This is a genomic window from Pseudonocardia sp. Ae331_Ps2 (assembly GCF_001932405.1).
Lineage (GTDB): Bacteria > Actinomycetota > Actinomycetes > Mycobacteriales > Pseudonocardiaceae > Pseudonocardia.
In genome coordinates this window covers 1,055,775-1,080,733 of sequence record NZ_MCIM01000001.1, presented here as the reverse complement: position 1 = coordinate 1,080,733, position 24,959 = coordinate 1,055,775, and the positions used below count along the sequence as shown (strand labels likewise).

19 protein-coding genes are annotated in these 24,959 nt (G+C 74.0%); 13 read left to right on the top strand and 6 right to left on the bottom strand.

Translation table 11 applies throughout. The features are described from left to right. Positions 1 to 6 precede the first annotated feature (6 nt). The 3 genes from Ae331Ps2_RS05000 to Ae331Ps2_RS04990 all read left to right on the top strand — a co-directional run bounded on the left by Ae331Ps2_RS05000 (position 7) and on the right by Ae331Ps2_RS04990 (position 5,566). The gene (locus tag Ae331Ps2_RS05000; RefSeq protein ID WP_075310390.1) at positions 7 to 1,011 is read left to right on the top strand and encodes a hypothetical protein; all 1,005 of its coding nucleotides are present in this window, start codon (positions 7 to 9) and stop codon (positions 1,009 to 1,011) included. 283 nt (positions 1,012 to 1,294) lie between these two features. After that, positions 1,295 to 2,464, top strand: coding sequence for an NADP-dependent malic enzyme (locus tag Ae331Ps2_RS04995; RefSeq protein WP_075310392.1), 1,170 nt, complete (start codon positions 1,295 to 1,297; stop codon positions 2,462 to 2,464). 315 nt (positions 2,465 to 2,779) lie between these two features. Then, on the top strand, positions 2,780 to 5,566 hold the full coding sequence (locus tag Ae331Ps2_RS04990; RefSeq protein ID WP_139318937.1) for a bifunctional diguanylate cyclase/phosphodiesterase: 2,787 nt from the start codon (positions 2,780 to 2,782) through the stop codon (positions 5,564 to 5,566). Between the two features lie 39 nt (positions 5,567 to 5,605). Here the strand turns inward: Ae331Ps2_RS04990 and Ae331Ps2_RS04985 are convergent, their stop codons facing one another. Next, a complete protein-coding gene (locus Ae331Ps2_RS04985) occupies positions 5,606 to 6,847 on the bottom strand; it encodes an acyl-CoA dehydrogenase family protein (protein ID WP_075310394.1) in 1,242 nt (413 codons plus the stop codon). A 60-nt stretch (positions 6,848 to 6,907) separates the two neighbouring features. After that, entirely contained in the window at positions 6,908 to 7,687 is a 780-nt protein-coding gene (locus tag Ae331Ps2_RS31815; RefSeq protein WP_075310396.1) for a hypothetical protein, read from the bottom strand. A gap of 153 nt (positions 7,688 to 7,840) precedes the next feature. Here Ae331Ps2_RS31815 and Ae331Ps2_RS04975 point away from each other — a divergent pair, with 153 nt between their 5' ends. From Ae331Ps2_RS04975 to Ae331Ps2_RS04955, 5 genes are read left to right on the top strand one after another with little or no spacing between them, the layout of a single operon-like run. Then, complete coding sequence (locus Ae331Ps2_RS04975) at positions 7,841 to 8,923, top strand: ABC transporter ATP-binding protein (RefSeq protein ID WP_075310398.1); 1,083 nt, start codon at positions 7,841 to 7,843, stop codon at positions 8,921 to 8,923. Positions 8,924 to 8,930: 7 nt separating this feature from the next. Beyond that, positions 8,931 to 9,584 (top strand): ABC transporter permease, encoded by a 654-nt coding sequence (locus tag Ae331Ps2_RS04970; RefSeq protein WP_075310400.1) that lies wholly within the window; start codon positions 8,931 to 8,933, stop codon positions 9,582 to 9,584. Continuing rightward, the gene (locus Ae331Ps2_RS04965) at positions 9,581 to 10,300 is read left to right on the top strand and encodes an ABC transporter permease (RefSeq protein WP_075310402.1); all 720 of its coding nucleotides are present in this window, start codon (positions 9,581 to 9,583) and stop codon (positions 10,298 to 10,300) included. Before Ae331Ps2_RS04970 ends, Ae331Ps2_RS04965 begins: the two co-directional genes overlap by 4 nt. A 32-nt stretch (positions 10,301 to 10,332) precedes the next feature. Continuing rightward, complete coding sequence (locus Ae331Ps2_RS04960; RefSeq protein ID WP_020623163.1) at positions 10,333 to 11,268, top strand: ABC transporter substrate-binding protein; 936 nt, start codon at positions 10,333 to 10,335, stop codon at positions 11,266 to 11,268. Beyond that, entirely contained in the window at positions 11,268 to 12,068 is an 801-nt protein-coding gene (locus tag Ae331Ps2_RS04955) for an MOSC domain-containing protein (RefSeq protein WP_075310404.1), read from the top strand. Before Ae331Ps2_RS04960 ends, Ae331Ps2_RS04955 begins: the two co-directional genes overlap by 1 nt. Positions 12,069 to 12,074: 6 nt before the next feature. On the opposite strand, the gene Ae331Ps2_RS04950 is transcribed toward Ae331Ps2_RS04955, so the two are convergent. Beyond that, the gene (locus Ae331Ps2_RS04950) at positions 12,075 to 13,433 is read right to left on the bottom strand and encodes an Nramp family divalent metal transporter (RefSeq protein WP_075310406.1); all 1,359 of its coding nucleotides are present in this window, start codon (positions 13,431 to 13,433) and stop codon (positions 12,075 to 12,077) included. A gap of 260 nt (positions 13,434 to 13,693) precedes the next feature. Here Ae331Ps2_RS04950 and Ae331Ps2_RS04945 point away from each other — a divergent pair, with 260 nt between their 5' ends. From Ae331Ps2_RS04945 to Ae331Ps2_RS30965, 3 genes are read left to right on the top strand one after another with little or no spacing between them, the layout of a single operon-like run. Then, a complete protein-coding gene (locus Ae331Ps2_RS04945; protein WP_020623160.1) occupies positions 13,694 to 13,954 on the top strand; it encodes a hypothetical protein in 261 nt (86 codons plus the stop codon). A gap of 19 nt (positions 13,955 to 13,973) precedes the next feature. Continuing rightward, positions 13,974 to 16,844, top strand: a complete 2,871-nt coding sequence (locus tag Ae331Ps2_RS04940; protein WP_083695258.1) for an FtsK/SpoIIIE domain-containing protein — start codon at positions 13,974 to 13,976, stop codon at positions 16,842 to 16,844. Next, positions 16,841 to 17,203: a hypothetical protein gene (locus Ae331Ps2_RS30965; RefSeq protein ID WP_139318938.1), complete on the top strand. Its 363-nt coding sequence runs from the start codon at positions 16,841 to 16,843 to the stop codon at positions 17,201 to 17,203. Before Ae331Ps2_RS04940 ends, Ae331Ps2_RS30965 begins: the two co-directional genes overlap by 4 nt. Positions 17,204 to 17,246: 43 nt before the next feature. On the opposite strand, the gene Ae331Ps2_RS04930 is transcribed toward Ae331Ps2_RS30965, so the two are convergent. Together Ae331Ps2_RS04930 and Ae331Ps2_RS31810 are read right to left on the bottom strand one after the other, a co-directional pair. After that, a complete protein-coding gene (locus Ae331Ps2_RS04930; protein WP_075310408.1) occupies positions 17,247 to 18,686 on the bottom strand; it encodes a CitMHS family transporter in 1,440 nt (479 codons plus the stop codon). A gap of 125 nt (positions 18,687 to 18,811) precedes the next feature. Further along, positions 18,812 to 18,988: a DUF6104 family protein gene (locus Ae331Ps2_RS31810; protein WP_020623156.1), complete on the bottom strand. Its 177-nt coding sequence runs from the start codon at positions 18,986 to 18,988 to the stop codon at positions 18,812 to 18,814. Positions 18,989 to 19,075: 87 nt separating this feature from the next. On the opposite strand from Ae331Ps2_RS31810, the gene Ae331Ps2_RS04925 reads away from it, so the two are divergent. Beyond that, entirely contained in the window at positions 19,076 to 20,284 is a 1,209-nt protein-coding gene (locus Ae331Ps2_RS04925) for a DUF418 domain-containing protein (protein WP_075310410.1), read from the top strand. Between the two features lie 193 nt (positions 20,285 to 20,477). Further along, a complete protein-coding gene (locus Ae331Ps2_RS04920) occupies positions 20,478 to 20,954 on the top strand; it encodes a hypothetical protein (protein ID WP_075310412.1) in 477 nt (158 codons plus the stop codon). A gap of 64 nt (positions 20,955 to 21,018) precedes the next feature. Here Ae331Ps2_RS04920 and Ae331Ps2_RS04915 read toward each other — a convergent pair whose 3' ends face one another. Further along, a complete protein-coding gene (locus Ae331Ps2_RS04915; protein WP_020625998.1) occupies positions 21,019 to 24,906 on the bottom strand; it encodes a multifunctional oxoglutarate decarboxylase/oxoglutarate dehydrogenase thiamine pyrophosphate-binding subunit/dihydrolipoyllysine-residue succinyltransferase subunit in 3,888 nt (1,295 codons plus the stop codon). Positions 24,907 to 24,959: the final 53 nt, after the last annotated feature.

Sequence of the window (24,959 nt, the reverse complement as noted above, 5' to 3'; positions counted from 1 at the left end):
AGCGTCATGTCGTCGCAGTTCTCCCACCGCCCCTCGCGGCGGCGCATCGCCGGGATCGCCGCCGCGGCCGGCCTCGCGGTCACCGTCGCGCTGACCGCGCCCGCCGCCGCGGGCACCGCGGTGGCCGCGCCGTCCGCCCCGGCGGCGCAGGCGGGCGCGATCGGCCCGGGCGTGCAGATCGCCACCCCGGTCACCGGCGGGGCCGAGCTGTGCACCGCCAACTTCCTCTACACCCCGGCCGCCGCGCAGGACGGACACCGGGACGGGGCCGACGGCGCCGAGCACCAGGCAGCGCCCGCCGGGGCGCTCTACCTGGGCGCGGCCGCGCACTGCATGGCGGGCGAGGACGCGATGTCCTCGGTGGACGGCTGCAGCGAGCCGGTCATGCCGGAGGGCATCGAGGTCGGCATCCGCGGCCGCGACGGCAGGAACTACACCGGACGGGTCGCCTACAACTCCTGGGCGGTCATGCAGGACCGCGGGGAGAGCGACCCGCAGCTGTGCCTCTACAACGACCTGTCGCTGATCCGCCTCGACCCGGCGGCCGTCGCCGTCGCCGACCCCACGGTCCCCGGCTTCGGCGGCCCGACCGGGCTCGACACCGACGGCACCGAACAGGGGGAGAAGGTCTACAGCTACCAGCCCAACCAGCTCGTGGCGACGCCGTACAAGCAGGGGCTGAGCCTCGGGCAGCCGGAGGGGCCGCGCACCCACGTCGTCTCCACCACGCCGCCGGGGGTCCCGGGCGACTCGGGCTCGGGCTACCTCGACGCGCGCGGCCGTGCGTTCGGGCTGCTGTCGAGCCTGATGCTGCCGACCAACACCAACGGGGTCACCGACATCGCCCGCGCGCTGGCCTACGCCGAGCGCTACGGCGACGTCGGCGCGCTGGAGGTCGTCCCCGGGCGGGTCCCGTTCACCCCGGGCGTGCTGCCGCTGACCGAGCTGCCCACCGGCCCGTCGCTGCCCGCGCTCCCGCTGCCCGACCTCACCCCGGCCCCGCTGCGCTGACCCGCTGAGCCGACCCGGTGCACCGCCGGGGACCGGCGCCGCACGCCCCTCGGTGTGCGGGTGGCCACTCCGGACGTGCCGGGTGACCGGTTCCCGGCGCGCGCCCGGTTAGACTCGCCGCCAGATCCGACAGCTCGTCCCGGCGCGGCGCCCCTATCCCGGCGTGGCGGGCGGGATGGCCGTCCGGCACCGCGAGCAGGTCGACGTCAACCCGCGACGCCCGGTGCGACGGCAGGCGCGTCCGTGCGCCGCTCTCGTACCGCACCACCCGTGGAGTTCTCCCATGACGCTCGCCCAGGACCCGACCACGCGCTCCGCCCCCGACCGGCACGAGGTGTTCGGCGCGCACGAGGGCGGCAAGCTCGCCACCGGCCTGACCGCGCCGCTGGCCGACGAGCGCGACCTGTCCATCGCCTACACCCCCGGCGTCGCCTACGTCTGCCGCGCCATCGCCGACGACGCCTCGCTGGCCGCCCGCTACACCTGGGCGCACCGGCTGGTCGCCGTCGTCAGCGACGGCACCGCGGTGCTCGGCCTCGGTGACATCGGGCCGCGCGCGTCGCTGCCGGTGATGGAGGGCAAGTCGGCGCTGTTCAAGTCCTTCGCCGGGCTCGACTCGATCCCGCTGGTCCTCGACACCACCGACGTCGACGAGATCGTGGAGACCCTGGTGCGGCTGCGACCGACCTTCGGTGCGGTCAACCTCGAGGACGTCGCCGCGCCGCGCTGCTTCGAGCTGGAGCGGCGCCTGGTCGAGGCGCTGGACTGCCCGGTCATGCACGACGACCAGCACGGCACCGCCGTCGTGCTGCTCGCCGCCGTCGACGGCGCCTGCCGGGTGCAGGACCGCTCGCTGTCGGACCTGCGCATCGTGATCTCGGGGGCCGGCGCGGCCGGCATCGCCTGCGCCCGCATCCTGCTGACCGCGGGCGCCTCGGACGTCGTCCTGCTGGACTCGCGCGGGGTCGTCGACGCCGGACGTGGCGGGGAGAAGGCCGCCCTGGCCGCCGTCACCAACCCGCGCGGGGTCACCGGCGGGGTCGCCGAGGCACTGGCCGGTGCGGACGTGTTCGTCGGGCTCTCCAGCGCCACGCTGCCCGAGGAGCTGCTGGCCACGATGGCCCCGGAGGGCATGGTCTTCGCGCTGTCCAACCCCGATCCCGAGGTGCACCCGGAGGTCGCGGCCCGGCACGCCGCGATCGTCGCGACCGGCCGCAGCGACTTCCCGAACCAGATCAACAACGTGCTGGCCTTCCCGGGGATCTTCCGCGGGGCCCTCGACGCGCACGCCCGCCGCATCACCGACGACATGAAGATCGCGGCCGCGCGGGCCATCGCCGACGTCGTGGCCGACGAGCTGTCCCCGCAGAAGATCGTGCCGGGCCCGTTCGACCCGCGGGTGGCCCCGGCCGTCGCCGCGGCGGTGGCCCGCGCCGCGGCGACGCCCGTCTGACCGTCGGCCGTCGGGCGGCCATAACCCCGGTTACGAAACGTGTGCAATCGGGGTCTGCGCCGAACGGCACGGTGCGCTGTGAGCGGTCGACCACGCACGGTCGGATCGGTTGCCACCGCTCGCCGAGCGCGCCACACCCTTCACCCTCCGACGACTACCTGTCACCACCCGTGAGTGACGGGCGGAGTAGCGACATTGGGCCGAACGGCCTCATCACTCGCTGTATCGGGTGGCTCGATCGGTCTACCCGCCCGGATCGCCCGGCACGGTGGCTCGTTGTTCCCGACGGAGCTGCCGAACGGAACGGAGGCGGGCGTGTCGGAGCAGGAGTCGCGGGCGGGACACCGTCCGGGTGCATCGGTCGGAGAACCGGCCGGTGGACGCGCGGAGCAGGCACCGGGTGTCCGCCGGGACCGGGATCGTGACCCCGGCCTGGCCGGCGACCTCGCCCGGGCCTTCGCCGGTCCCGGCGGCACCCCGGCGGGTCGCACCCGGCCCGGTCCCGACGACGAGCAGCTCCTCGCCCCGGCGGAGGCCCTGAACGCCGCGGCCGCGCCGGACGCCGAGATCTCCGGCGCGGGCTTCGGGGAGCCGCCGTTCGGCATGGCCCGGCGGCTGCCCGGTGCACCGCGCCCGCCCGGTCCGGCCCCGTCGGACACCGCCGCGGGTCCCGGTCCGGGGACCGCCGGATCCACGGGCGCCGACGGCGCCGACCACTCCGCGGTGCAGCTCCCGCCCTCGCCCGCGCTGGTCTGCGACGCCGGGGGCGTCGTCGTCCACACCAACGCCGCGCTCCGTCGCCTCGCCGGCTCCGCCGACCCGACCGGCATGCGGCTCCCACAGCTGCTCGTCGGCCCGGACTCCGACGCCCGCCTGGTCCGCGCCGACCGCCGGCTGGCCCGGGTCAAGGTCGTCCGCTGGAACCAGCCCGGCGACCGCACCGTCGTGCTGCTCACCCCGTTCCCCGACGCCGCGCCCGCGCCGTCGGACGAGGCACCCGCGCTCGACCTCGAGCGCGCCACCCGCTCCGGCACCTGGACCTTCGACCTGCAGGCCGGGACGCTGACCCGCAGCGAGGGGCTCGTCGAGCTCTACCGCGCGCTGGGCGTGCGCCCCGACGGCCCGGACGGCCCCATCGAGGGCGAGCAGGTCGAGCGGGTCTGCCGGATGCTGCGCCGCGGCCCGGAGGCCGCGCCGGAGCCCACCACCGCGCACAGCTCCGAGATCCGCCCCGAGGGCGGTGCGGTGCTGTCGTGCCGCACCCGGATCGACCGCACGCCCGGCGGCGCACCGCTGCGCCTGATCGGGACCGTGCAGGACGTCTCCGACCGGCGCCGCGCCGAGTCCCGCGCGCAGCGTTCCGGGCAGCGGTTCGCCGACCTCGTCGCCGCGATCACCACCGGCGTCGCGATGCTCGACGGGCGTGGCCGGATCGTCGACGCCAACCCGGCGCTGTGCCAGTTGCTCGACGCCGATCTGGAGACCCTGCGCGGGGTCCCGGCACGCAGCCTGTCCGCCGAGCCCGGGTCCGACCGGCGCGGGGGGTTGCCGGACTGGCTGCGCGACCCGTCGCACCCCGAGCCGACCTACCGGATCGAGTCGCTGCCGCTGCTGCGGGCCGACGGCACCCGGGTCGACTGCGAGGTCGTGGTCAACGCCGCACCCTCCGACGACGGCCGCCCGTTCTGGCTGCTCGTCGTCACCGACGTGGGGGAGCGCCGCCGCGCCGCCGACGTGCTGCGCGAGGCCGACACCGTCGACCCGCTGACCCGGCTGCCCAACCGGGCCGGGCTGCTGGAGCTCGCCGACCGGCTGCTGGCCGGTCCGGACGCCGACCGGGTCGCCGTCGTCTGCGGTGACGTCGACGACTTCTCCCGCGTCAACACCGGCCTCGGCCACGACGCCGGTGACCTGCTGCTCATCGAGCTGGCGGGGCGGCTGCAGCGCGAGCTGCCGTACCACTGCACGGCCGGGCGGCTGTCGGCCGACGAGTTCGCGGTGGTCTGCGCCGACGTCGACGAGGTCGGCGGACCGCAGGCGCTCGCCGCCGTCGTCGCCGAGCTGCTGCGTGGGGAGGTCACCGTGGCCGGGAGGCCGATCACGCTGACCGCCTCGGTCGGCGTCGCCGGGCGGGACGCCGCGCTGACCGGCCCGCACGCCGACGCCCGCGGCCCCCGCGGCGACGACCTGCTGCGCTCGGCCGAGGTCGCGGTGCGCGAGGCCAAGCAGCGCGGACGCGGCACGGTCGCCGTCGCCGACCGCGGCGCCGTCGCGCCGGCGCGCCGCCAGCTGGAGCTGGAGGCCGAGCTGCGCGCCGCGATCGAGGGCGACGCGCTGCGCCTGGAGTACCAGCCGGTCGTCGCGCCGGACGGCACGGTGCTGTCCGCCGAGGCGCTGCTGCGCTGGTCGCACCCGGTGCACGGGGAGGTCTCGCCCGGCGAGTTCCTGCCGGTCGCCCAGCGCGGCGGCCTGCAGCGCGAGCTGGACCTGTGGGTGCTGCGCTCCGCGGTCACCGAGGCCGCGACCTGGCCCAGGACCGGTCAGGCCGTCGCCGTCGCGGTGAACCTGGCCGGGCTGCTGCCCGCCGACCCGTCGTTCCTGGCCGACGTCACCGCGATCGTCGAGGGTGCCGGGCTGCCGTGGAACCAGCTGGTGCTCGAGCTCGTCGAGACCAGCCTGGTCGCGCTGCCGCGCCCCGCGCTGGACGCGATGAGCGAGCTCGTGCACCGCGGTGTCCGCTTCGCCGTCGACGACTTCGGCACCGGCTACTCGTCGCTGGCCCGGCTCAAGGAGCTCCCGGCGCAGACGGTCAAGGTCGACCGGGCCTTCGTCACCGGCGTCGGCACCGACCCGGCCGACTTCGCGCTCGCCCGCGCCGTCGTCGAGGTCGCCCGGGCGATGGGCCGCAAGACCGTCGCCGAGGGCGTCGAGACCGCCGAGCAGTTCCACGTGCTGCGCGGGCTCGGTGTGGACGCGTTCCAGGGCTGGCTGTTCGCCCGCTCGCTGCGCCCCGCCGACCTGCACCGCGTGCTGCGCGGCGGCGGCCTGCCGACCCCGGCGACGAGTGCCACCCCGCCCGAGGGGACCCCGGACCTCTGGTGAGCCGGTCGCGCCCGCCCAGCGCGGGCGCGACCGCCGTCGTCACCGCACGAACGCGCTCTGCCCGGTGATCGCCTTCCCGACGATCAGCGTGTTCATCTCCCGGGTGCCCTCGAAGGAGAACATCGCCTCGGCGTCGGCGAAGTACTTCGCGATCCGGTTCTCCAGCACCACCCCGTTGCCGCCGACGAGCTGGCGGCCCATCGCCACGGTCTCGCGCATCCGGGTCGCGCAGAACTCCTTCACCAGCGACGAGTGCGCGTCCGACCCCCGGCCCTCGTCGAGCAGCTGGGCGTTGCGCACCGCCATGCCCAGTGAGGCGCTCACGTTGCCGAGCATCCGCACCAGCAGGTCCTGCATCAGCTGGAACCCGCCGATCGGGCGGCCGAACTGCTCGCGCTGCGCGGCGTAGGACAGCGCCAGCTCGTAGGCGGCCATCTGCACCCCGACCGCACCCCAGGCGGCGTTGGCCCGTGTGCGCTGCAGGACCAGCCCGGCGTCGCGGAACGTGCCCGAGCCGCCGGAGAGCCGGTGCGACTCCGGCACCCGGACCTGGTCGAGCAGGATGTCGGCGTTCTGCACGATCCGCAGCGACTGCTTGCCCTCGATCTTCGTGATCGTCATGCCGTCGGACGGCGACGGCACGACGAAGCCGCGCACCGCGCCGTCGGCGTCCGGGTCGGTGTCCCGGGCCCATACGATGATCAGGTCGGCGAAGGTGGCGTTGCCGATCCAGCGCTTCTCGCCGTCGAGGACCCACTCCGCGTCGGGCCCGGACCCGTCCCGGGTGGCGGTGGTCTCCATGCCACCGGCCACGTCGGACCCGCCGTGCGGCTCGGTCAGCCCGAACGCGCCGATGGAGTCCATCCGGGCCATCGCGGGCAGCCAGCGCCGGCGCTGCTCGGGGGTGCCGCCGGCGTGGATCGAGCCCATCGCGAGGCCGGTGTGGACCCCGTAGAAGCTGTTGACCGACGGGTCGACCCGCGAGATCTCCGCATGCAGGAACCCGAGGAACAGCCGCGACGCAGGAGGGTCGGCATAACCGGCCCCCGCCAGGTCCAGCCCGGCGAAGCCCTTCACCAGCTGCATCGGGAACTCGGCGCGGTCCCACGCGTCCAGCACGACCGGGGCGACCTCGGCCCGCAGGAACTCCCGCACCCGGCGCAGGTCGGCGCGCTCGGCGTCGGTGAGCAGGTCGGCGTAGTGGAACCAGTCCGCGACGTGCGGGTGGTCCGGGTCGAGGTCCAGCTCGGGACGCGGCAGACGCGTGGGCTCCTTCGGCATGGCCCCACTGTTGCGCCGCGGCGCACCGGCCGCACGGCAGGACGGGCCGGCCCGGGGCGCCTACCGGAGCGCGCGCAGCAGCGCGGCACCGGATCCGGGGTCCCCGACCGGGCTGAGCACGACGTGGTCGGCGCCCGCGGCCCGGTGCTCGGCCATCCGCGCGACGATGTCGTCGCGGTCGCCGCGGGCGGCGACGGCGTCGAGCAGCCGGTCGGCGCGGGTGTCGATCTCGGCGTCGGTGAACCCCATCCCGCGGACGGCGGCGCGGTAGCCGGGCACGTCGAGGAGGAACCCGGCCAGCTCGCGCAGCCCCGTCCGGTCGGTCCCGAGCACGGTCGGCAGCATCACCGCGAGCAGCCGGCCCGTACCGAGCGCCGCCCGCGCCCGGGCGGTGTGCTCCGGGGTGACCAGCAGCGTCACCGCCCCGGCGCAGCGGGTACGGGCGAGGTCGAGCTTGCGTGGTCCGAGCGCGGCCAGCAGCCGCTGCGACGCGGGCAGCCCGAGTGCGTCGAGCTCGTCGAGGTGGCGGTGCAGTGCGTCCAGCGCCCCCGGTTGCTGGGACGCCCCCAACCCGGTGAGGTAGCGCCCGGGATGACGGCGGGCCGCGTCGGCGTGCACCGCGGCGACGGCCGCCGCCGGGTACACCCCGGTCGGGACGATGCCGGGCACCACGACGGCGTCCCGGGTGCCGTCGAGCAGCGCGGTCAGCCGGTCGAGCCGGTCGATCGCGCCCCCGGCGAGCCACAGGGTGCGGGCACCGGCGTCCTCCAGGGCCGCGGCATCGGCGGGAGCGGGTCCGGTGGCGATGCCGAGCGGGCCCAGGGCGGTGGTCGGGGTCATGTCCGCAGCGTCGGTGCTGAACCGGGCTGCAGGTCAAGCGCGACGGGGTGTCGTGACCTGCGGCCGACCGCTCGCCCGTCGCGCACGACCGGGTTAGTGTGCTGCGACCAAGCGGGGAGCAGGGGTCCCGCGCGACGGCAGGGGGAACCGCCGATGATCGAGTTCCGGGGCGTCACGAAGCGCTTCCCGGACGGGACGGTCGCGGTCGACGAGCTCGACCTCGTCGCCGAGCAGGGGCGGATCACGGTCTTCGTGGGTCCGTCCGGCTGCGGCAAGACGACCTCCCTCCGCATGATCAACAGGATGATCGAGCCGACCGGCGGCGAGCTCCGCGTCGACGGGCGCGACGTGCTGTCCGCCGACCCGGCCGAGCTGCGCCGGGGCATCGGCTACGTCATCCAGCAGGCCGGTCTGTTCCCGCACCGCACGATCGTCGACAACATCGCGACCGTGCCGATGCTCGTCGGGAGCAGCAAGAAGGCCGCGCGGGACCGGGCGATGGAGCTGATGGAGATCGTCGGCCTCGACACCTCGATGGCCAAGCGGTACCCGGCGCAGCTGTCCGGCGGCCAGCAGCAGCGCGTCGGCGTGGCCCGTGCGCTCGCCGCCGACCCGCCCGTGCTGCTGATGGACGAGCCGTTCTCCGCGGTGGACCCGATCGTCCGGGAGAGCCTGCAGGAGGAGCTGCTGCGCCTGCAGTCCGAGCTCGGCAAGACCATCGTGTTCGTCACCCACGACATCGACGAGGCCATCAAGCTCGGCGACAAGGTCGCGGTGTTCCGGGTCGGCGGCAGACTGGCCCAGTACGACGAGCCGGGCGTGCTGCTGTCCCGCCCGGTCGACGGCTTCGTCGACAACTTCGTCGGCCGCGACCGCGGATACCGGGGCCTGGGCTTCCTGTCCTCGGACACCATCCCGCTCGGGTCGCTGCCGATGCTCTCGGTCGGCGATCCCCTCCCCGACGACGGCTGGGCGGTCGTCGTCGACGAGTCCGCCCGGCCGCTGGGCTGGGTCGAGGCCGGTGCGGGACGGGTGACCGAGGAGGCCCTCGTCCCGGGCGGATCGCTCTACGCCGTCGAGTCCGGCTCACTGCGCGGCGCGCTCGACGCGGCGCTGTCCTCACCGTCCGGGCAGGGCGTCGCCGTCGACGCCGACGGCCGCGTCGCCGGCTCGGTCACCGCCGACTCGGTGCTCGAGGCCCTGCCCGCGGCCCGCGACTCGCACAACGCCGCCTGAGGCCGCCGTGACCTGGGTGCTTGCCAACCTCGACTCCGTGCTCGACGCGCTCGCCGAGCACGTCGTGTACGCCCTGATCCCGGTGCTGCTCGGGCTGCTGTTCGCGATCCCGCTGGGCTGGGTCGCCAACCGCAACGGAACCCTGCGCACCGTCATGACCAACGCGGCCGGGCTGCTCTACACGGTGCCGTCGCTGGCGCTGTTCGTGTTCATGCCGCCGCTGCTCGGCACCCAGATCCTCGACCCGGTCAACGTGGTCGTCGCGCTGACGGTCTACACCGTCGCGCTGCTCGTACGGACGGTGTCCGACGCGCTGTCCGCGGTGCCCGGCAACGTCGTCGACGCCGCGAACGCGATGGGCTACACGCCGCTGCGCCGCTTCGTCGGCGTCGAGCTGCCGCTGGCCGTGCCGGTGATCGTGGCCGGGCTGCGGGTCGCCGCGGTGTCCACGATCAGCCTGGTCACCGTCGGTGCGGTGATCGGCTTCGGTGGGCTCGGCCTGCTGTTCACCGAGGGCTTCAACCGCAGCAACGACGCCCAGATCGTCGCGGGCATCGTGCTCGTGCTGCTGCTGGCCCTCGTCGTCGACTCGGCCCTGCTGCTCGCCGGCAGGCTGCTCACCCCCTGGCAGCGGGCCCGGACCGGGAAGGCGGGGACATGACCTACTTCGGCTGGCTGTTCGACGGCGCGAACTGGACGGGGTCGACCGGCATCCTCGCCCGGCTCGCCGAGCACCTCGGCTACACCGCCCTGACCCTGCTGGTCGCGGTCGTGATCGCGGTGCCGCTGGGCGCCTGGATCGGGCACACCGGGCGCGGCGGGTTCGTCGTCGTCGGGCTGGCCAACGGCCTGCGCGCGCTGCCGACCCTCGGCCTGCTCGTGCTGCTGGCGACGCTCACCGGGCTCTCCCTGGTCGGCCCGATCATCACCCTCATCGTGCTGGCGGTGCCGGCGGTGCTGGCCGGCACCTACGCCGGCATCCGCAACGTCGACCCGGCGGTGGTCGACGCCGCCACCGGGATGGGCATGCGCGGGTCCGAGGTGCTCTGGAAGGTCGAGCTCCCCAACGCGCTGCCGCTGATCATCGGCGGGCTGCGCAGCGCCACCCTGCAGGTCATCGCCACCGCGACGATCGCCGCCTACGTGTCCCTCGGCGGGCTCGGCCGGTTCATCATCGACGGCCTCGGCCAGCGCGACTTCGGCATGATGATCGGCGGCTCGATCCTGGTCGCGGTGCTCGCGATCCTCGCCGACCTGATCCTGGGCGGGCTGCAGAAGCTGATCGTGTCACCCGGCCTGCAGGCCACCGGCCGCACCGCGCCGCGCCGGCTGCGCGCGGTGCCCACCCGCCCCGAACCCGTCCGCGAAGCGGCCTGAACCACCCCGCACGTCCCGAGAGGACACCCACCATGAGACGCACCCGCCTCCTGACCGCCGTCGCCGCGACGGTGACCGCCGCGTTCGCGCTGACCGCCTGCGGCGGGGGCTCCGACCCCCTCGCCGGGGGCGGGCAGTCCGGCAGCGGTGACCAGAACACCGTCGTCGTCGGCGCCGCGAACTTCACCGAGAGCCAGATCCTGTCCTCGGTGTTCGCCCAGGCGCTGCAGGCCAAGGGCGTCACCGTCGAGACCCGGCCGCCGATCGGGTCCCGCGAGGCCTACGTGCCCGCGCTCAAGGACGGCTCCATCGACCTCATCCCGGACTACAGCGGCACGCTGCTGCAGTACCTGGACAAGAGCGCCGCGCAGACCCAGCCGGACGAGGTCTACACCGCGCTGCAGTCCACCCTGAACACCGCGGCGCCGACGCTGACCGTCCTGAACCGGGCCGAGGCCGAGGACAAGGACGCCGTCGTCGTCACCCGGGAGACCGCGCAGCGGCTGAACGCGACCTCCATCGCCGACATCGCGCCGCGCTGCGGTGAGCTCGTGTTCGGCGGCCCGCCGGAGTTCCAGACCCGGCCCGACGGCATCCCCGGCCTCCAGAAGACCTACAACTGCTCGTTCAAGTCCTACCGCTCGCTCGACGCCGGCGGCCCGCTGACCGTCGCGGCACTGAAGAACGGCGACGTGCAGGCCGCGGACCTGTTCACCACCGACGCGGCGATCCCGGAGAACGACTTCGTGGTCCTCACCGACCCGAAGAACAACTTCGCCGCGCAGAACGTCGTGCCGCTGATCAACAAGGCGAAGGCGACCCCGCAGGTCACCGAGATCCTGAACGCGGTCTCGGCGAAGCTGACCACCCAGGAGCTGCTCGGCCTGAACGAGGCCGCGGCCGCACCGGACAAGCCGTCGGTCGAGACCGTGGCGAAGAACTGGCTGACCGCGCAGGGCCTGCTCTGATGGTCGGCGAGGTCCGATCCCTGCACCGCTACCCCGTGAAGTCGATGCTGGGGGAGGACCTCGCCGCCCTGGAGCTCGACGTGCACGGCGTCGTCGGCGACCGGGCACTCGCCCTGACCGACCCGGACACCGGACGGGTCGCGACGGCCAAACAGCCCCGGCACTGGCGACGCCTGCTGACGTGCACCTCCGAGGGCGTCGGCGACGACGTGCGGGTCACCCTGCCCGACGGCCGCACCGTCGACGCCGGGCAGGCCGCCGGGCCGCTCGCGGAGCTGCTCGGGCGACCGGTCGTCGTCGCACAGCAGCGGGCCGACGGTGCCGTCGTCGAGCGCCCGGACCCGGAGGACGTACTGGCCCACGGCCTGGACGCCGAGGTCGACGCGCCGATCCTGGAGATCGCCCAGGGCGCTCCCGGCGGGCGGTTCGTCGACCACTCACCGGTGCACCTGATCACCACCGCGACGCTGGACGCGCTCGGTGTCGAGGCGCTGCGTTACCGGCCCAACGTGGTCGTCGCGACGCCGCCGGGCACCGAGCCGTTCGTGGAGAACGACTGGCTGGGGCGCCGGCTCACCCTGGGCGACGTCGTGCTGGTCCCGACCCTGCCGACGCCGCGCTGTTCCGTGCCGACGCTGGAGCACGGCGACCTGCCCCGGGCCCCGCACGCCCTGCGCGGCCCGGCCGAGGCCAACCGTGTGGAGGTCGAGGGCTTCGGGGTGCTGCCGTGCGCGGGTCTCTACGCCCGCGTCGAGCACACCGGCACGCTGCGCGTCGGCGACCGCGTCGAGGTGACCTGACCTCGGTCAGGTGAGGCGGCCGTAGACGTCGGTGATGAGCAGGACCGCGAAGAGCACCGACGAGATCCCCAGGATCGCGTTGGACAGCCACCGCGAGCGCGCCTCGCGGGCCACCATCGTCGTGTTCAGCAGCAGGAGCAGCGTGACCGCCAGGAACGGCATGAAGAACGAGCCCAGCACGCCGTAGACCAGCGTCAGCGCGAACGGCCGCCCGATGAGCAGCAGCGCCATCGGCGGGAACGTCAGCCACAGCAGGTAGCCGCGGAAGGGCAGCGAGCGCTCGGCGCGGGCCGCCTCGTAGGCGCCCGGCCGCCCGGGGCCGTCGCCGCGCTCGGCGGTCGCCTCCTCGCCGGGCACGACGGCGTTGACCTCGTCCGGCCCGATCGCGGCCTTCTTGCCGTGCGGGAGCCGGATCGCCCGCACCCAGTCGGTGAACAGCAGCGACACGCCGTTCCACACGCCGAGCAGCGAGGTGAAGGTGACCGACAGGAAGCCGACGAGGAACAGGATCCGCACCGGGTCGCCGTAGAGGGCACCGAGCCGGTCGGCGAGGGTGAGCAGGCCACTGTCGGACTCGGTGAGGTTCTCCCCGAGCAGGATCGTCGACCCGACGACGAGCATCGAGACGACGAAGATGCCGGTCATGATGTAGCCGGTCGCGTTGTCGAGCCGCATCATCGACAGCCACTTCGGGCCCTTCCAGCCCTTCGCGAACAGCCAGTAGCCGTAGGCGGCCATGGTGATCGTGCCGCCGACGCCGCCGATCAGCCCGAGCACGTAGACCGTTGACCCCTCCGGCAGCCGCGGCACCAGGCCGTTCAGCAGGGCGGGCACGTCCGGGCCGACCAGGATCGCGACGAACACGACCGTCGCGAACTTGATCAGCACGAGCACCGTCATGAACTTCTCGAAGGCGTGGTAGCGCTGCACCCACACCAGCACCAGCCCGACGACGCCCGCGATCGCCGCCCACCCGCCGACCGGCAGTCCGCCGAACAGCGCGTTGAGGGGCAGCCCGACCGCCGACATCGCGGTGGCGCCGTAGACGAAGCCCCACACCACGATGTAGACGCCGAAGAAGCCGGTGGCCCAGTAGCCCAGCCGCCGCCAGCCGTCGAGCATGGTGGCCCCGGAACCGAGGTGCCAGCGGCCGACGGCCTCGCCGAGCGCGAGCTTGACCAGCGTCCCGACGACGGCGGCCCACAGCAGCACCGTCCCGAACGACGCTCCCGCCACCATCGTCGCGACGAGGTCTCCCGCCCCGACGCCGGTCGCCGCGGCGAGCAGCCCCGGCCCGATCGAGCGGATCTTCCGTGCACCGGTGGGCGGTTCCAGGAAGTCCGTCTGCGGAGCGGGGGAGGCCATCGTCACAGTCTCCGATCACGGCGTCGTGGGTGGTGTGCCGTGCACGCTAGGCGAGCGCGCCGGGGGGTTCCAGCGCGAGAGGGTCACGAACGGACGAACCGGACCCCCCGAACGCGGGCCGGGGTGGGGTGGCCGGCGCACCCGGCGTTGCAGCGGCCGCAGGTGCGGCGCACCATGAACGGGTACCGGGACCGGCCGATAGATTGGCCGCGGCGTCGGCCGGGTCACGGTCGTCGCACGCGCACGCACGGAGGGTGGGCATGGCGAACATCGACGAGATCCGGGCCGGGATCGGGCGGGCCAACCAGCAGGCCACCGAGAGCCTCGGCGCACTGAGGCACGCCCGCCAGGCCATCGAGGAGGCCGGCGCCGCGTTCTCGCAGAACATCTACGGCACCGCCCAGAACGACGCCGACGACGCCCGCGCCCGCTTCGCCGCCGCGTCGGAGAAGATCGACGAGGTCGAGCAGGCCCTGCACATCGCCATGCAGTCCGCCGACGACGTCGCCTCGCGGCTCTGACCGCGCCCGCCCGCCCCTGATGGCCCGTCGTCCGAACCGCCGCGAGCGGATCCGGTCCGCCTTCGACGGGTTCCACCGGGCGGCGTCGCGGGCACTGGGCGCGGCGGAGGGGCGCCGCGACCGGGCCGCGACCCGGCACGCCGAGGTCATGGCGGAGCTGTGGCTGCGCGAGACCGGGTACGACGCCGCGCGCCGCGACCCGGGGCTCTCCCGGTTGTTCGACAACCCGCGGCTCGACGGCGTCCTCACCCGGGTCGCCGAGGACCGGGCGCACGTGTTCGACCGCTGGCAGGGCGACTCCCCGCAGACGCTGTCGGAGATCGTCGCCGACGCCACCCCGGGTGCCGCCGGTGACGACCCGACCGACTGGAAGCCGGTCGCGGGTGCTGTGGAGCCGACCGGTCCGGTGCCGGAGATGTGGGTGCTCGGCACCGGCTCGGTGGAGGGTGGCGCCCCGTTCCGGGTCGCGGTCCCGCTGCTCGACGGCGCGCACCTGCAGGTGGTGTCGACGCCGCGCTCCCGCGACCGGGCCGAGGCGATGGTCGAGCAGCTGGTCCTGCGCACCGTGCGGTACTTCCGGCCCGGCGCGGTGAACGTGCACGTCTGGGACGTCGGCCAGCTCGCCGGCGCGCTGCCCGGGCTGTACCCGCTGACCCGCACCGGGCTGCTGACCGTGCACGACCCGACCCGGCTGGGGCGGCTGCTGGACCAGCTCGCCGACCGGATCCGCCGGGTGCAGACCCGGGTGCTCGCCGACGGCGCCACCTCGCTGCGCGAGCTCGCCGACCGCATGGGGGAGCGCCCCGAGGCGTGGCTGGTGGCGGTGCTCGTCGGCAACGGCCGCGAGCTGCCCGAGGCCGAGCTGCGTCAGCTGCAGCGGGTCGCGCGCGGCGGTGTCGCGGCGGGGGTGCAGCTGGTGCTGCTCGACGTCCCGGCGGCGCTGCCGCGTCCGGTGGAGACCGTCGACTTCGGGGACCCGCCGGGCGTCGACCCCGCCGACGACCGGCAGCCGGTCCCGGTGCGGACGTCGGTGACCGGGCCGCACGTGCTCGTCGAGCCGGACCCTCCGGTACCGGCCGACGACGTCACCGCGGTGTGCGAGGCGATCGCCGCCGGGCACGAGCAGTGGCGCGGACGGCTGGGCGCGTTCAAGGACATGCTGCCCCGGCGGCGTGGCGAGGGCCGCTCGCACGACGGGCTGAAGGTCGTCGTCGGGCACGAGGACGGCATCCCCGCCGAGCTGAGCCTCGACGACCACTCCCCGCACGCACTCGTCGGCGGGCCGAGCGGGTCGGGCAAGACGAACCTGCTGCTGGCCTGGATCGCCGGCCTCGCCGCGCACTACGGCCCCGACGAGGTCGAGCTGTACCTGCTCGACTTCAAGGAGGGGGTGTCGTTCACCCCGTTCGCCCCGGACCCCGACGGGCACCGCGCCGACCGGCTCCCGCAGGCCCGCCTGATCGGCGTCAACATCAACACCGACCGGGAGTTCGGGCTCGCGCTGCTGCGCCACCTCTCCGAGGTCATGCGCAGCCGCGCCGAGGCCGCCCGCCGGCACGGCGCGACCAAGCTGGCCGAGCTGCGGGCCGAGCGTCCGGACCTGCGGCTGCCGCGGATCGTCGCGGTCATCGACGAGTTCCAGTTCCTGTTCACCGGCCGGGACGCGGTCAGCGCCGAGGCGACCGCGCTGCTGGAGGACGTCGCCCGGCGCGGCCGCTCGCAGGGCGTGCACCTGGTGCTGGCCAGCCAGGACGTCTCCGGCATCGACGCGCTGTGGGGCCGTTCGGCGATCTTCGAGCAGTTCGTGCTGCGGATCGCGCTGCCCCGCGCGCGGCGGATCCTCGCCCAGGACAACGAGGCGGCGCTGGCGCTCCCGCGCTGGCACGCGATCGTCAACCACGACTCGGGCGTCGCGCACGGCAACCGGGTGGTCCGGCTGCCCGAGGCGGGCGGTCCGGTGGTCCGCGACGTCCAGGTGACCGCGTTCGCCGACTTCCCGGACACCCCGGAGCCGGTCGTCTTCGACGGTGCCCGCGCCCCCGGGTACGACGCGCTGGCCGCCCGGCTGCCCGCCGACGGTGTGCCCCGCGCGCTGGTCGGGCAGTTCGTCGACGTGCACGGCAGCCCCGCGGCCGCCGAGCTGTCCGACGGTCCCGGTCGCAACCTCGGGGTGATCGGGCCCGATGCCCGCGTCGCCGTCCCGCTGCTGTGCTCGGCCGTCCGCTCGGTGACGTCGTCGCTGCCCGACCCGGCCGGCGCGCAGATCGTGCTCGTGCCGCTGGTCCCGGACGCGGTGGCCGCCTCGGGCGCGCTCGCCCCGGATCTGCCCGGCACGGTGGAGAAGGTGTCCGCCGACGGGTTCGCCGCGCGCGTGGCCGAGCTGGCCGCGACGGTCCGCGCCCGGGCGGCGACGGGCGGCGGAGGGCATGCACCCCTGCTGGTCGTGGTGTTCGGCGCCGATGCCGCGGAGTCGATGCTGGACCGCGCCGGCACCGAGGACCTGCGGGCGCTGCTGCGTCACGGCCCGGGTGTCGGGGTGCACGTGCTGGGCTGGTGGCAGGGCGCGCAACGGTTGAAGATGCTGCTGGCCCCGCCGGGTGCGGCGATCGACGACCTGGGTGCCTGGGTGGCGACCGGCGTGCAGGGCACCGACCTGGTGGCGCTGCTGGGCGGTCAGCCGCTCGACTGGACGCCGACGCCGGGGCGCGCGCTGTTCCTCGACCGCTCCCGGCACGGACGCCCGCAGCTGGTCATCCTGACCGACGCCGGGGGTGGCGGCTCGGACACCTTCTCCGGTGGCGGCAGCTCGGACACCCTCGCCGGACGCGGTGGCTCGGGCACCCCCGCGGGTGGCGGCGGCTCGGGGACTCTCGCCGGAGGTGGGGCGTGAGTGCGGTGGAGCGTTACCGGGCGGTGGTGTCCGAGCTGGCCGGCGCCGTCGTCGACCTGCGGGAACACGACGCCCGGCGGGCCGAGGAGCTGCGCCGCGAGCTGCGTGGCACCGAGCGGGAGCTGCGCGAGGCCGCGGACCGGCTCACCCTGGCCCGCGGCATGTTCGAGCTGCGCTGGGAGGCCGCGTTGCAGCTGATGTGGGCGGCCGAGGAGCCGGGGCGGCCCCGGCCACGACCCGACCTGCGGGCCGACCCGGACGAGCACGCCGCGCTGGAGGAGGCCGCCGACGAGGCTCTGCGCGAGCTGCGCTCCTCGGGCGACCGGCGGCTGTTCCGCCTGCGCCGCGACGACGACTGACCCCGTCCCGCGCCCCGCATCGGGCCCGCGCCGCACCGGGCGGTCAGCCCAGCGGGACGACGCCCAGCAGCAGCGCGACCCCCAGCATCACCAGCGAGCAGACCGCGGCCCGCCAGATCACCTTGCGGTGGTGGTCGGCCAGGTTGACCTTCGCCAGCGAGACGAGCAGCAGCAGCGCCGGGACCAGCGGGCTGGTCATGTGCACCGGCTGGCCGATGATCGAGGCGCGGGCCATCTCCACCGGGGCGATGCCGTAGTGGCCCGCGGCCTCGGTGAGGATCGGCAGGATGCCGAAGTAGAACGCGTCGTTGGTGATGAAGAACGTCAGCGGCATGCTCAGCACCCCGGTGATCACCGCGAACCAGGAGCCGACCGACGGCGGCACGGCCGAGACGATCCCGTTCGCCATCGCCGTCACCATGCCGGTGCCCGACAGCACCCCGACCAGGACCGCGGCGGCGAACACCATGGACACGACGCCGACGATCGAGGTGGCGTGCGAGGTCACCGCCCGGAGCTGGTCCTCGGGCTTCGGGAAGTTCACGACCAGGGCGATCGCGGCGGCCGCGACGAACACCAGCGACAGCGGGAGGACGTCCATGCCCAGCAGCACCAGCAGCGCGACGGTGAGCCCCAGGTTGAACCAGATCAGCTTCGGCCGCAGGGTCGGGCGGTTCGGGTCGAGGGTGCCCCCGAGATCGTCGGAGACGTCGGAGGCGCCACCGGCGGAGCCCGACGCCGGGCGGTCGGCACCGTGCGTGCCGTCGGTGCCGGTGCCCCCGCCGACCAGGGCGGGCTCGCGCACCGCCACCATCTCGTCGGCGACGACCGACAGTGTGCGGCCCGAGGCGAGCAGCCGCTTGCGCTCGGAACGACCGAGCTGCCAGGCCAGCAGCAGCACCGTGGCGATGCCGGCCACCATGCCCGGGACCATCGGGTTGAACAGCTCCGAGGGGGACACGTTCAGCACCGTCGCGGCGCGGATCGTCGGGCCGCCCCAGGGCAGGATGTTGAGCACGCCGTTGGCGAGGTTGGCGACGACGGTCAGCACCACCGGGCTCAGCCCGAGCCGCAGGTAGATCGGCAGCAGCGCGGACACCGTGATGATGAAGGTGGTCGAGCCGTCGCCGTCGAGGGAGACGACCCCGGCCAGCACCGCGGTCAGCACGACCAGGCGCACCGGGTCGTTCTTCACCGTGCGCAGCACGAAGCGGATCAGCGGGTCGAACAGCCCGACGTCGATCATCGTGCCGAAGAAGATGATCGCGAAGAACAGCAGCACGGCCGTCGGCGCGAAGTCCTTGAAGGCGGACGAGATCGAGTCGACGACGCCGTCCTCACCCGGTTCGGACAGGCCGGTGCCGGTCACCACGAGGGCGAAGGTCAGCGGGACGAGGACCAGCGCCAGTGTCGGCGCGAGCCGCTTCGACAGGATCAGGTACATGAAGACCGTGATCATCGCGGACCCGAGAACGATGAGCATCGGTGCTCCTCTTCGACGGACGTGTCGAGGAGCAACGCTAGGTCCGGACCCCCGCCCCGGTCCCGCTTGCGGACACAGCCCACGTAGTGGTCGCTGCGTGCCCTGTGGTCGTTGTGGTCACGGGGTCACTCGTCGTCGGCGTCGTCCCGGGCCAGAAAGCTCGACAGCCGCTCGACGGCCGTCTCGAACTGCGGGTTCGCGTCGACGAAGGCGCGGAGCCGGTCGGCCAGCCACTCGACGCTGACCTGCTCGTCGCCGCGCCGGTCGACGAGCTCCTCGATGCCGCGGTCGGTGAAGTACATGCCGGCGAGGATACGGCGGGCACTGCTTGACCCGGACGCGACGGCATCGTTTTCGATGGGTCTCCCACCGCCTCGTGAGGAGACCCCATGTCCACCGCGCCGCCCGCGGCGACCGTCGCGCCGACCCCGGTCGGCGACCGTGCGCTCGCCCCCGACCTCGCCCGGGGGGCGATGCTGCTGCTGATCGCACTGGCCCACGCCCCCTGGTTCGCCTACACCTCGGAGCTGGGGGCCACGCTGCTGCACGCCGCGGACGGCGGGCCGGCCGACCGGATCGCCCAGATCGTGACGATCACCGCCGTCGACGGCCGGGCCTGGACGCTGTTCGGGTTCCTGTTCGCCTACGGCAGCGGGCAGCTCTACGCCCGCCGCATCGCCGGTGGCGGCACCGATGCGCAGGCACGACGGCTGCTGCGCACCCGGCACTGGTGGATGCTCGCGTTCGGTCTGCTCCACGCGGCACTGCTGTGGCAGGGCGACATCCTCGGCACCTACGGCCTCCTCGGCCTGGTGCTGGTACCGCTGTTCCTGCACCGCAGCGACCGCACCCTGCGGACCGTGGCCGGCGTGCTGGTCGGACTCGCCGTCGTCGTCCCCACGGTGACCGGCGTGCTCGCACAGTTCACCGGCGGCGGCACGCCCACGGCCGTCGCGCAGCAGGTGGCCCTGTCCACGCCGGGCTGGCTCGCCACCCTGCCGTTGCGGCTCGGACTGTGGGTCGCGGCGCTCCCCGGGGCGTTCCTGACCCTGGTGATGCCCGCCGCGGTGCTGCTCGGGCTGCTCGCCGCGCGGCACCGCGTCCTGGAGGAGCCGGGCCGGTACCTGCCCCTGCTCCGCCGCACCGCCGTCGTGGGCATCGCCGTCGGCTGGTCGGCGGGGCTCGCCCAGGCGCTCGTGCACGTCGGCGTCGTCGTCCTGCCGGACCCGGGCGCGTTCGCCGGTCTGCACATCGCCACCGGGATCTTCGCCGCCCTCGGCTACGTCGCGGTGTTCGGCCTCGTCGCGCACCGGCTCGGCACCCGTCCGGTGGCGCCGCTGCCGGTCCGGGCCCTCGTCGCGCTCGGCCGCCGGTCGCTGAGCGGCTACCTGGCGCAGTCGCTGCTGTTCGTGCCGCTGCTCGCCGCCTGGGGCCTCGGGCTGGGTGCCCACCTCTCGGGCTGGTCGGCGTCGCTGGTCGCGGTGGGAGTGTGGCTGCTCACCGTCGTCGTCGCGTACCGGCTCGACCGGGCTGGTGTCCGGGGGCCCGCCGAGACCCTGCTACGACGGCTGACCTACCGCTCGGCCGCCCGTCGGTGACCCCGCTCCGGGGGTGGCGGCACGGTGGCCGCACCGTCACCGTCGGCGTGCGGTGGCACCGCGGAAGCGTCGGCGTGCGGTGGCACCGCGGACGGAGGATCCCACCGGCCCGCGGGAACCCCACCGAGGGGCCGCACTAGCGTCCGGTGCGGCCGCACCCGTGGCCCGCCGCCCCCGACCCACCGGAGTACCGATGTCCCGTACCGAGCCCCTCGCCCGCACCCTGCACGACGTCGGACTGGCCGCCTGGTTCGGCGGGTCGCTGATGGGCGTCACCGGACTGAACGGCGCGCTCGACGCCGTCGGCGACCCGGCCGAGCGCGAGCGGCTCGCCGGGGCCGGCTGGGGCCGGTGGGGCCGGATCGGCAGCGCCGCGATGGCCACCCACCTGCTCGGTGGCGCGGGCCTGCTGGTGCGCGACGTGGCCCGTGCCCGGCGCGAGCCCGCCGCCGCCACCGCCGCGGTCTCCCGGGCCGCGCTCACCGGCGCGGCGCTCGCCGCGACCGCCTACGCGGGTGCCCTGGGACGGCGTGCCGGGTCGGAGGCCCCGGCCGGCGCCGGTCCGGCCGCGCCGGAGCCTGCCCTGGCGCGCCGGATCCGGGCGGTCGAGTGGGCCGTGCCCGCGTTGACCGGGGCCGCGGTCGTCGTCGGTGCCGTGCGCGGACGCTGACCCCGCACAGCACGACGGCCGGGCGGGGGGAGTCCCCGGCCCGGCCGTCGTCGTCGCGTGTGCCCTAGCGGGCGAACGCCTTCTCGATCAGCTCGGCCTGCTCGACCTCGTGCACCTTCGACGAGCCGGCGGCCGGGGCCGCCATCCTCCGCCGGGACACCCGGGTGAAGTTGCCCTGCAGCTGCGGGAGCTTCTGCGGCAGCTCCAGGCCGTAGTACGGCCACGAGCCCTGGTTGGCCGGCTCCTCCTGGACCCAGCGGACGTCACCGGCGGCCTCGGGGTAACGCTCGAGGACGGCGGCGATCTCCTCGGCCGGCATCGGGTAGAGCCGCTCGACCCGGACCAGCGCGGCCTCGTCGACCGACTCGTCGCCGTTCTTGCGGCGCTTGTCGCGTGCCGCGGCCAGCTCCCAGTAGATCTTGCCGGAGCAGAAGAGTACCCGCTTCACGCCGGAGACGCGCTCGCCCTTGCCGGCGTGCTCGGGGTCGTCGATGACCGGGCGGAACCGGCCCTCGGTGAAGTCCGACAGCGGGCTGACGACCTGCTTGGCGCGCAGCATCCACTTCGGCGTGAACACCACCAGCGGCCGGCGCACCCCGTCCAGGGTGTGCTGGCGCAGCAGGTGGAAGTAGTTCGCCGGCTCCGAGGGCAGCGCGACGGTCATCGAGCCCTCGGCGCACAGCTGCAGGAAGCGCTCGATGCGCCCGGAGCTGTGGTCGGGGCCCTGGCCCTCCAGGCCGTGCGGCAGCAGCAGCGCGACGTCGGAGAGCTGGCCCCACTTGGCCTCGCCGGAGGAGATGAACTCGTCGATGATCGACTGGGCACCGTTGACGAAGTCGCCGAACTGGCCCTCCCACATCACGAGCGCGTCCGGGTTGGCGACCGAGTAGCCGTACTCGAAGCCGACCGCGGCGAACTCCGACAGTGCCGAGTCGTAGGGCAGGAACCGGCCCTGGCCCTCGGCCAGGTTGCGCAGCGGGAAGTACTCGGCGCCGGTGTGCCGGTCGATCAGGACCGAGTGCCGCTGCACGAAGGTGCCACGACGGGAGTCCTGACCGGACAGCCGGACCAGCCGGCCGTCCATCGCCAGCGAGCCGAGGGCGAGCAGCTCGGCGAAGGCCCAGTCGACGTCGCCCTCGCGGGACATCTTCTCGCGCTTGCGCAGCACGGGCTCGACCCGCTTGTGCACCGCGAACCCCTCGGGGAGGTTGGTGTGCACGTCGCCGATCCGGTGCACGACCTCGAGCGGGACCGAGGTGTCGAGGTCGGACGGGACGAGCTGCTCCGACTCGATCGACGGCGAGATCACCGGCGGGGTCTTCTCGAGCTCGCGCACCTCGTTGAAGACGTGCTCGAGCTGGTTGGAGAAGTCCTTGAGCGCCTGCTCGGCCTCCTCCATGGTGATGTCACCACGGCCGATCAGCGACTCGGTGTAGATCTTCCGGACGCTGCGCTTGGCGTCGATGATGTCGTACATCGACGGCTGGGTCATCGAGGGGTCGTCGCCCTCGTTGTGGCCCCGGCGCCGGTAGCAGATCATGTCGATCACGACGTCGTTGTTCCAGCGCTGGCGGTACTCGACGGCCAGCTTGGCGACCCAGACACATGCCTCCGGGTCGTCGCCGTTCACGTGGAAGACCGGTGCGCCGATCATCTTCGCCACGTCGGTGCAGTACTGCGAGGAGCGCGAGTGCTCCGGCGCGGTGGTGAACCCGACCTGGTTGTTGACCACGACGTGCACGGTGCCGCCGGTGCGGTACCCGCGCAGCAGCGCGAGGTTCAGCGTCTCGGCGACGACTCCCTGGCCGGCGAACGCCGCGTCGCCGTGCATGAGCACCGGCAGCACGGTGAAGCCGCCGTCGCCCTTGTCGAGCAGGTCCTGCTTGGCGCGGACGATGCCCTCCAGCACCGGGTCCACGGCCTCCAGGTGCGACGGGTTCGCGGTCAGCGAGACGGCGGTCTCGCCGTCGCCGAACATCCGGAAGTACTTGCCCTCGGCGCCGAGGTGGTACTTCACGTCGCCGGAACCGTGCGCCTGGCCCGGGTCGAGGTTGCCCTCGAACTCGCGGAATATCTGGCTGATCGGCTTGCCGACGATGTTGGCCAGCACGTTGAGCCGGCCGCGGTGCGGCATGCCGATGACGACCTCGTCGAGCTCGCGCTCGGCGGCCTTGTCCAGCACGGCGTCGAGCAGCGGGATGACGGTCTCGCCGCCCTCCAGCGAGAACCGCTTCTGCCCGACGTACTTGGTCTGCAGGAAGGTCTCGAAGGCCTCGGCCGCGTTCAGCCGGGACAGGATGTACTTCTGCTCCGAGGAGTCCGGCTTGACGTGCGGGACCTCGATGCGCTCCTCGAGCCACTTGCGCTGCTCGGGGTCGGCGATGTGCATGTACTCCGTGCCGATGGTGCGGCAGTAGGAGTTGCGCAGCAGGCCGAGCACGTCGCGCAGCTTCATGTGGCTCTGCCCGCCGAACCCGCCGACCGCGAAGTCGCGGTCGAGGTCCCACAGGGTCAGGCCGTGGCTGAGGACGTCGAGGTCGGGGTGGCGGCGCTGGCGGTAGTTTAGCGGGTCGGTGTCGGCCATCAGGTGGCCGCGGGTCCGGTAGGACTCGATCAGCTCCAGCACGCGGGCGGTCTTGTCGACCTCGCCCTCGGGGAAGTCCTGCACCCAGCGGACCGGCTCGTACGGCACCCGCAGCGAGGCGAAGACGTCGTCGTAGAAGCCGTCCTCGCCGAGGAGCAGCTGGTGGATCCGGCGCAGGAAGTCGCCGGACTCGGCGCCCTGGATGATCCGGTGGTCGTAGGTCGAGGTCAGGGTGATGATCTTGGAGATGCCGAGCTCGACGAGCCGCTCCTCCGACGCACCCTGGAACGCGGCCGGGTACTCCATCGCGCCGACGCCGATGATCGCGCCCTGGCCCACGGTCAGCCGCGGCACCGAGTGGTTCGTGCCCAGCGTGCCCGGGTTGGTGAGGCTGATCGTGGTGCCGGAGAAGTCCTCGGCGGTCAGCTTGCCCTCGCGGGCCTTGCGGACCATGCCCTCGTAGGCCTGCCAGAACTGCGCGAACGACATGTTCTCGCAGCCCTTGATGGACACGACGATCAGCGTGCGGCTGCCGTCCTTGCCCGCCATGTCCATGGCCAGGCCGAGGTTCACGTGCTCCGGCGTGGCGACCGAGGCCTTGCCGTCGGTCTCGACGAAGTGCCGGTTCATGTTCGGGAAGTCGGCCAGGGCCCGGACCAGCGCGTAGCCGATCAGGTGCGTGAACGACAGCTTCCCGCCGCGGGTGCGCTTGAGGTGGTTGTTGATGACGATGCGGTTGTCGGCCAGCAGCTTGGCCGGGACCGCACGGACGCTGGTCGCGGTCGGCAGCGTGAGGGACGACGTCATGTTCTTGGCGATGGCGTTCGCGGCACCGCGCAGCGGGGTGGTGGTCGCGCCACCCCCGTCCTGCGCCGGCTTCGCGGCCTTGGAGCCGCTGCCCGCGGCCGGCTTGGCCGACGACCCGTTCGACGACGCCGGTGCCGGGGCGCTCGCGGTGCGCAGGCGCTCCTCGGCGGGCGGCGGCTCGGCCTTCGGGGTGACCGGCGGCGGGACGTCGCGAGAGGTGGCGGTGCCGTTGCCCCCGGCCTTCCCGCCGTTCGTCACGGCCTTCTGGGCCGGGGCGTCGCCGGAGCCGGCCGCGCCGGTCCCCTTGCTGCTCACGGTGCCGCTTCCGGCGCCGTTCCCGGTGCCGTGCCCACTGCCCTGGTCGTCCTCGGTGCCCGCGCCGCGGGTGACACCACCCGAGGAGGTCGGGGCGGAGCCGTTGCCGGAGGAGGTGTCGTCGGACTCCTCGGTCCCGACGGACGACGAGGAGGAGGCCTTCTCACCGCCCTTGCCGTAGTCGGCGAAGAACTCGTGCCAGGCCGGGTCCACGGCCGACGGGTCCTCCTGGAAGCGCTGGTACATCTCCTCGACGAGCCACTCGTTCGGACCGAAGTCGCTCGCCTGATGGGAGGTAC

Coding starts and splice junctions, on each gene's coding strand:
- Ae331Ps2_RS05000 (WP_075310390.1), top strand. CDS start 7: ATGTCGTCGCAGTTCTCCCACCGCCCCTCGCGGCGGCGCATCGCCGGG.
- Ae331Ps2_RS04995 (WP_075310392.1), top strand. CDS start 1,295: ATGACGCTCGCCCAGGACCCGACCACGCGCTCCGCCCCCGACCGGCAC.
- Ae331Ps2_RS04985 (WP_075310394.1), bottom strand. CDS start 6,847: ATGCCGAAGGAGCCCACGCGTCTGCCGCGTCCCGAGCTGGACCTCGAC.
- Ae331Ps2_RS31815 (WP_075310396.1), bottom strand. CDS start 7,687: ATGACCCCGACCACCGCCCTGGGCCCGCTCGGCATCGCCACCGGACCC.
- Ae331Ps2_RS04975 (WP_075310398.1), top strand. CDS start 7,841: ATGATCGAGTTCCGGGGCGTCACGAAGCGCTTCCCGGACGGGACGGTC.
- Ae331Ps2_RS04965 (WP_075310402.1), top strand. CDS start 9,581: ATGACCTACTTCGGCTGGCTGTTCGACGGCGCGAACTGGACGGGGTCG.
- Ae331Ps2_RS04960 (WP_020623163.1), top strand. CDS start 10,333: ATGAGACGCACCCGCCTCCTGACCGCCGTCGCCGCGACGGTGACCGCC.
- Ae331Ps2_RS04955 (WP_075310404.1), top strand. CDS start 11,268: ATGGTCGGCGAGGTCCGATCCCTGCACCGCTACCCCGTGAAGTCGATG.
- Ae331Ps2_RS04950 (WP_075310406.1), bottom strand. CDS start 13,433: ATGGCCTCCCCCGCTCCGCAGACGGACTTCCTGGAACCGCCCACCGGT.
- Ae331Ps2_RS04945 (WP_020623160.1), top strand. CDS start 13,694: ATGGCGAACATCGACGAGATCCGGGCCGGGATCGGGCGGGCCAACCAG.
- Ae331Ps2_RS04940 (WP_083695258.1), top strand. CDS start 13,974: ATGGCCCGTCGTCCGAACCGCCGCGAGCGGATCCGGTCCGCCTTCGAC.
- Ae331Ps2_RS04930 (WP_075310408.1), bottom strand. CDS start 18,686: ATGCTCATCGTTCTCGGGTCCGCGATGATCACGGTCTTCATGTACCTG.
- Ae331Ps2_RS31810 (WP_020623156.1), bottom strand. CDS start 18,988: ATGTACTTCACCGACCGCGGCATCGAGGAGCTCGTCGACCGGCGCGGC.
- Ae331Ps2_RS04925 (WP_075310410.1), top strand. CDS start 19,076: ATGTCCACCGCGCCGCCCGCGGCGACCGTCGCGCCGACCCCGGTCGGC.
- Ae331Ps2_RS04920 (WP_075310412.1), top strand. CDS start 20,478: ATGTCCCGTACCGAGCCCCTCGCCCGCACCCTGCACGACGTCGGACTG.
- Ae331Ps2_RS04915 (WP_020625998.1), bottom strand. CDS start 24,906: ATGTACCAGCGCTTCCAGGAGGACCCGTCGGCCGTGGACCCGGCCTGG.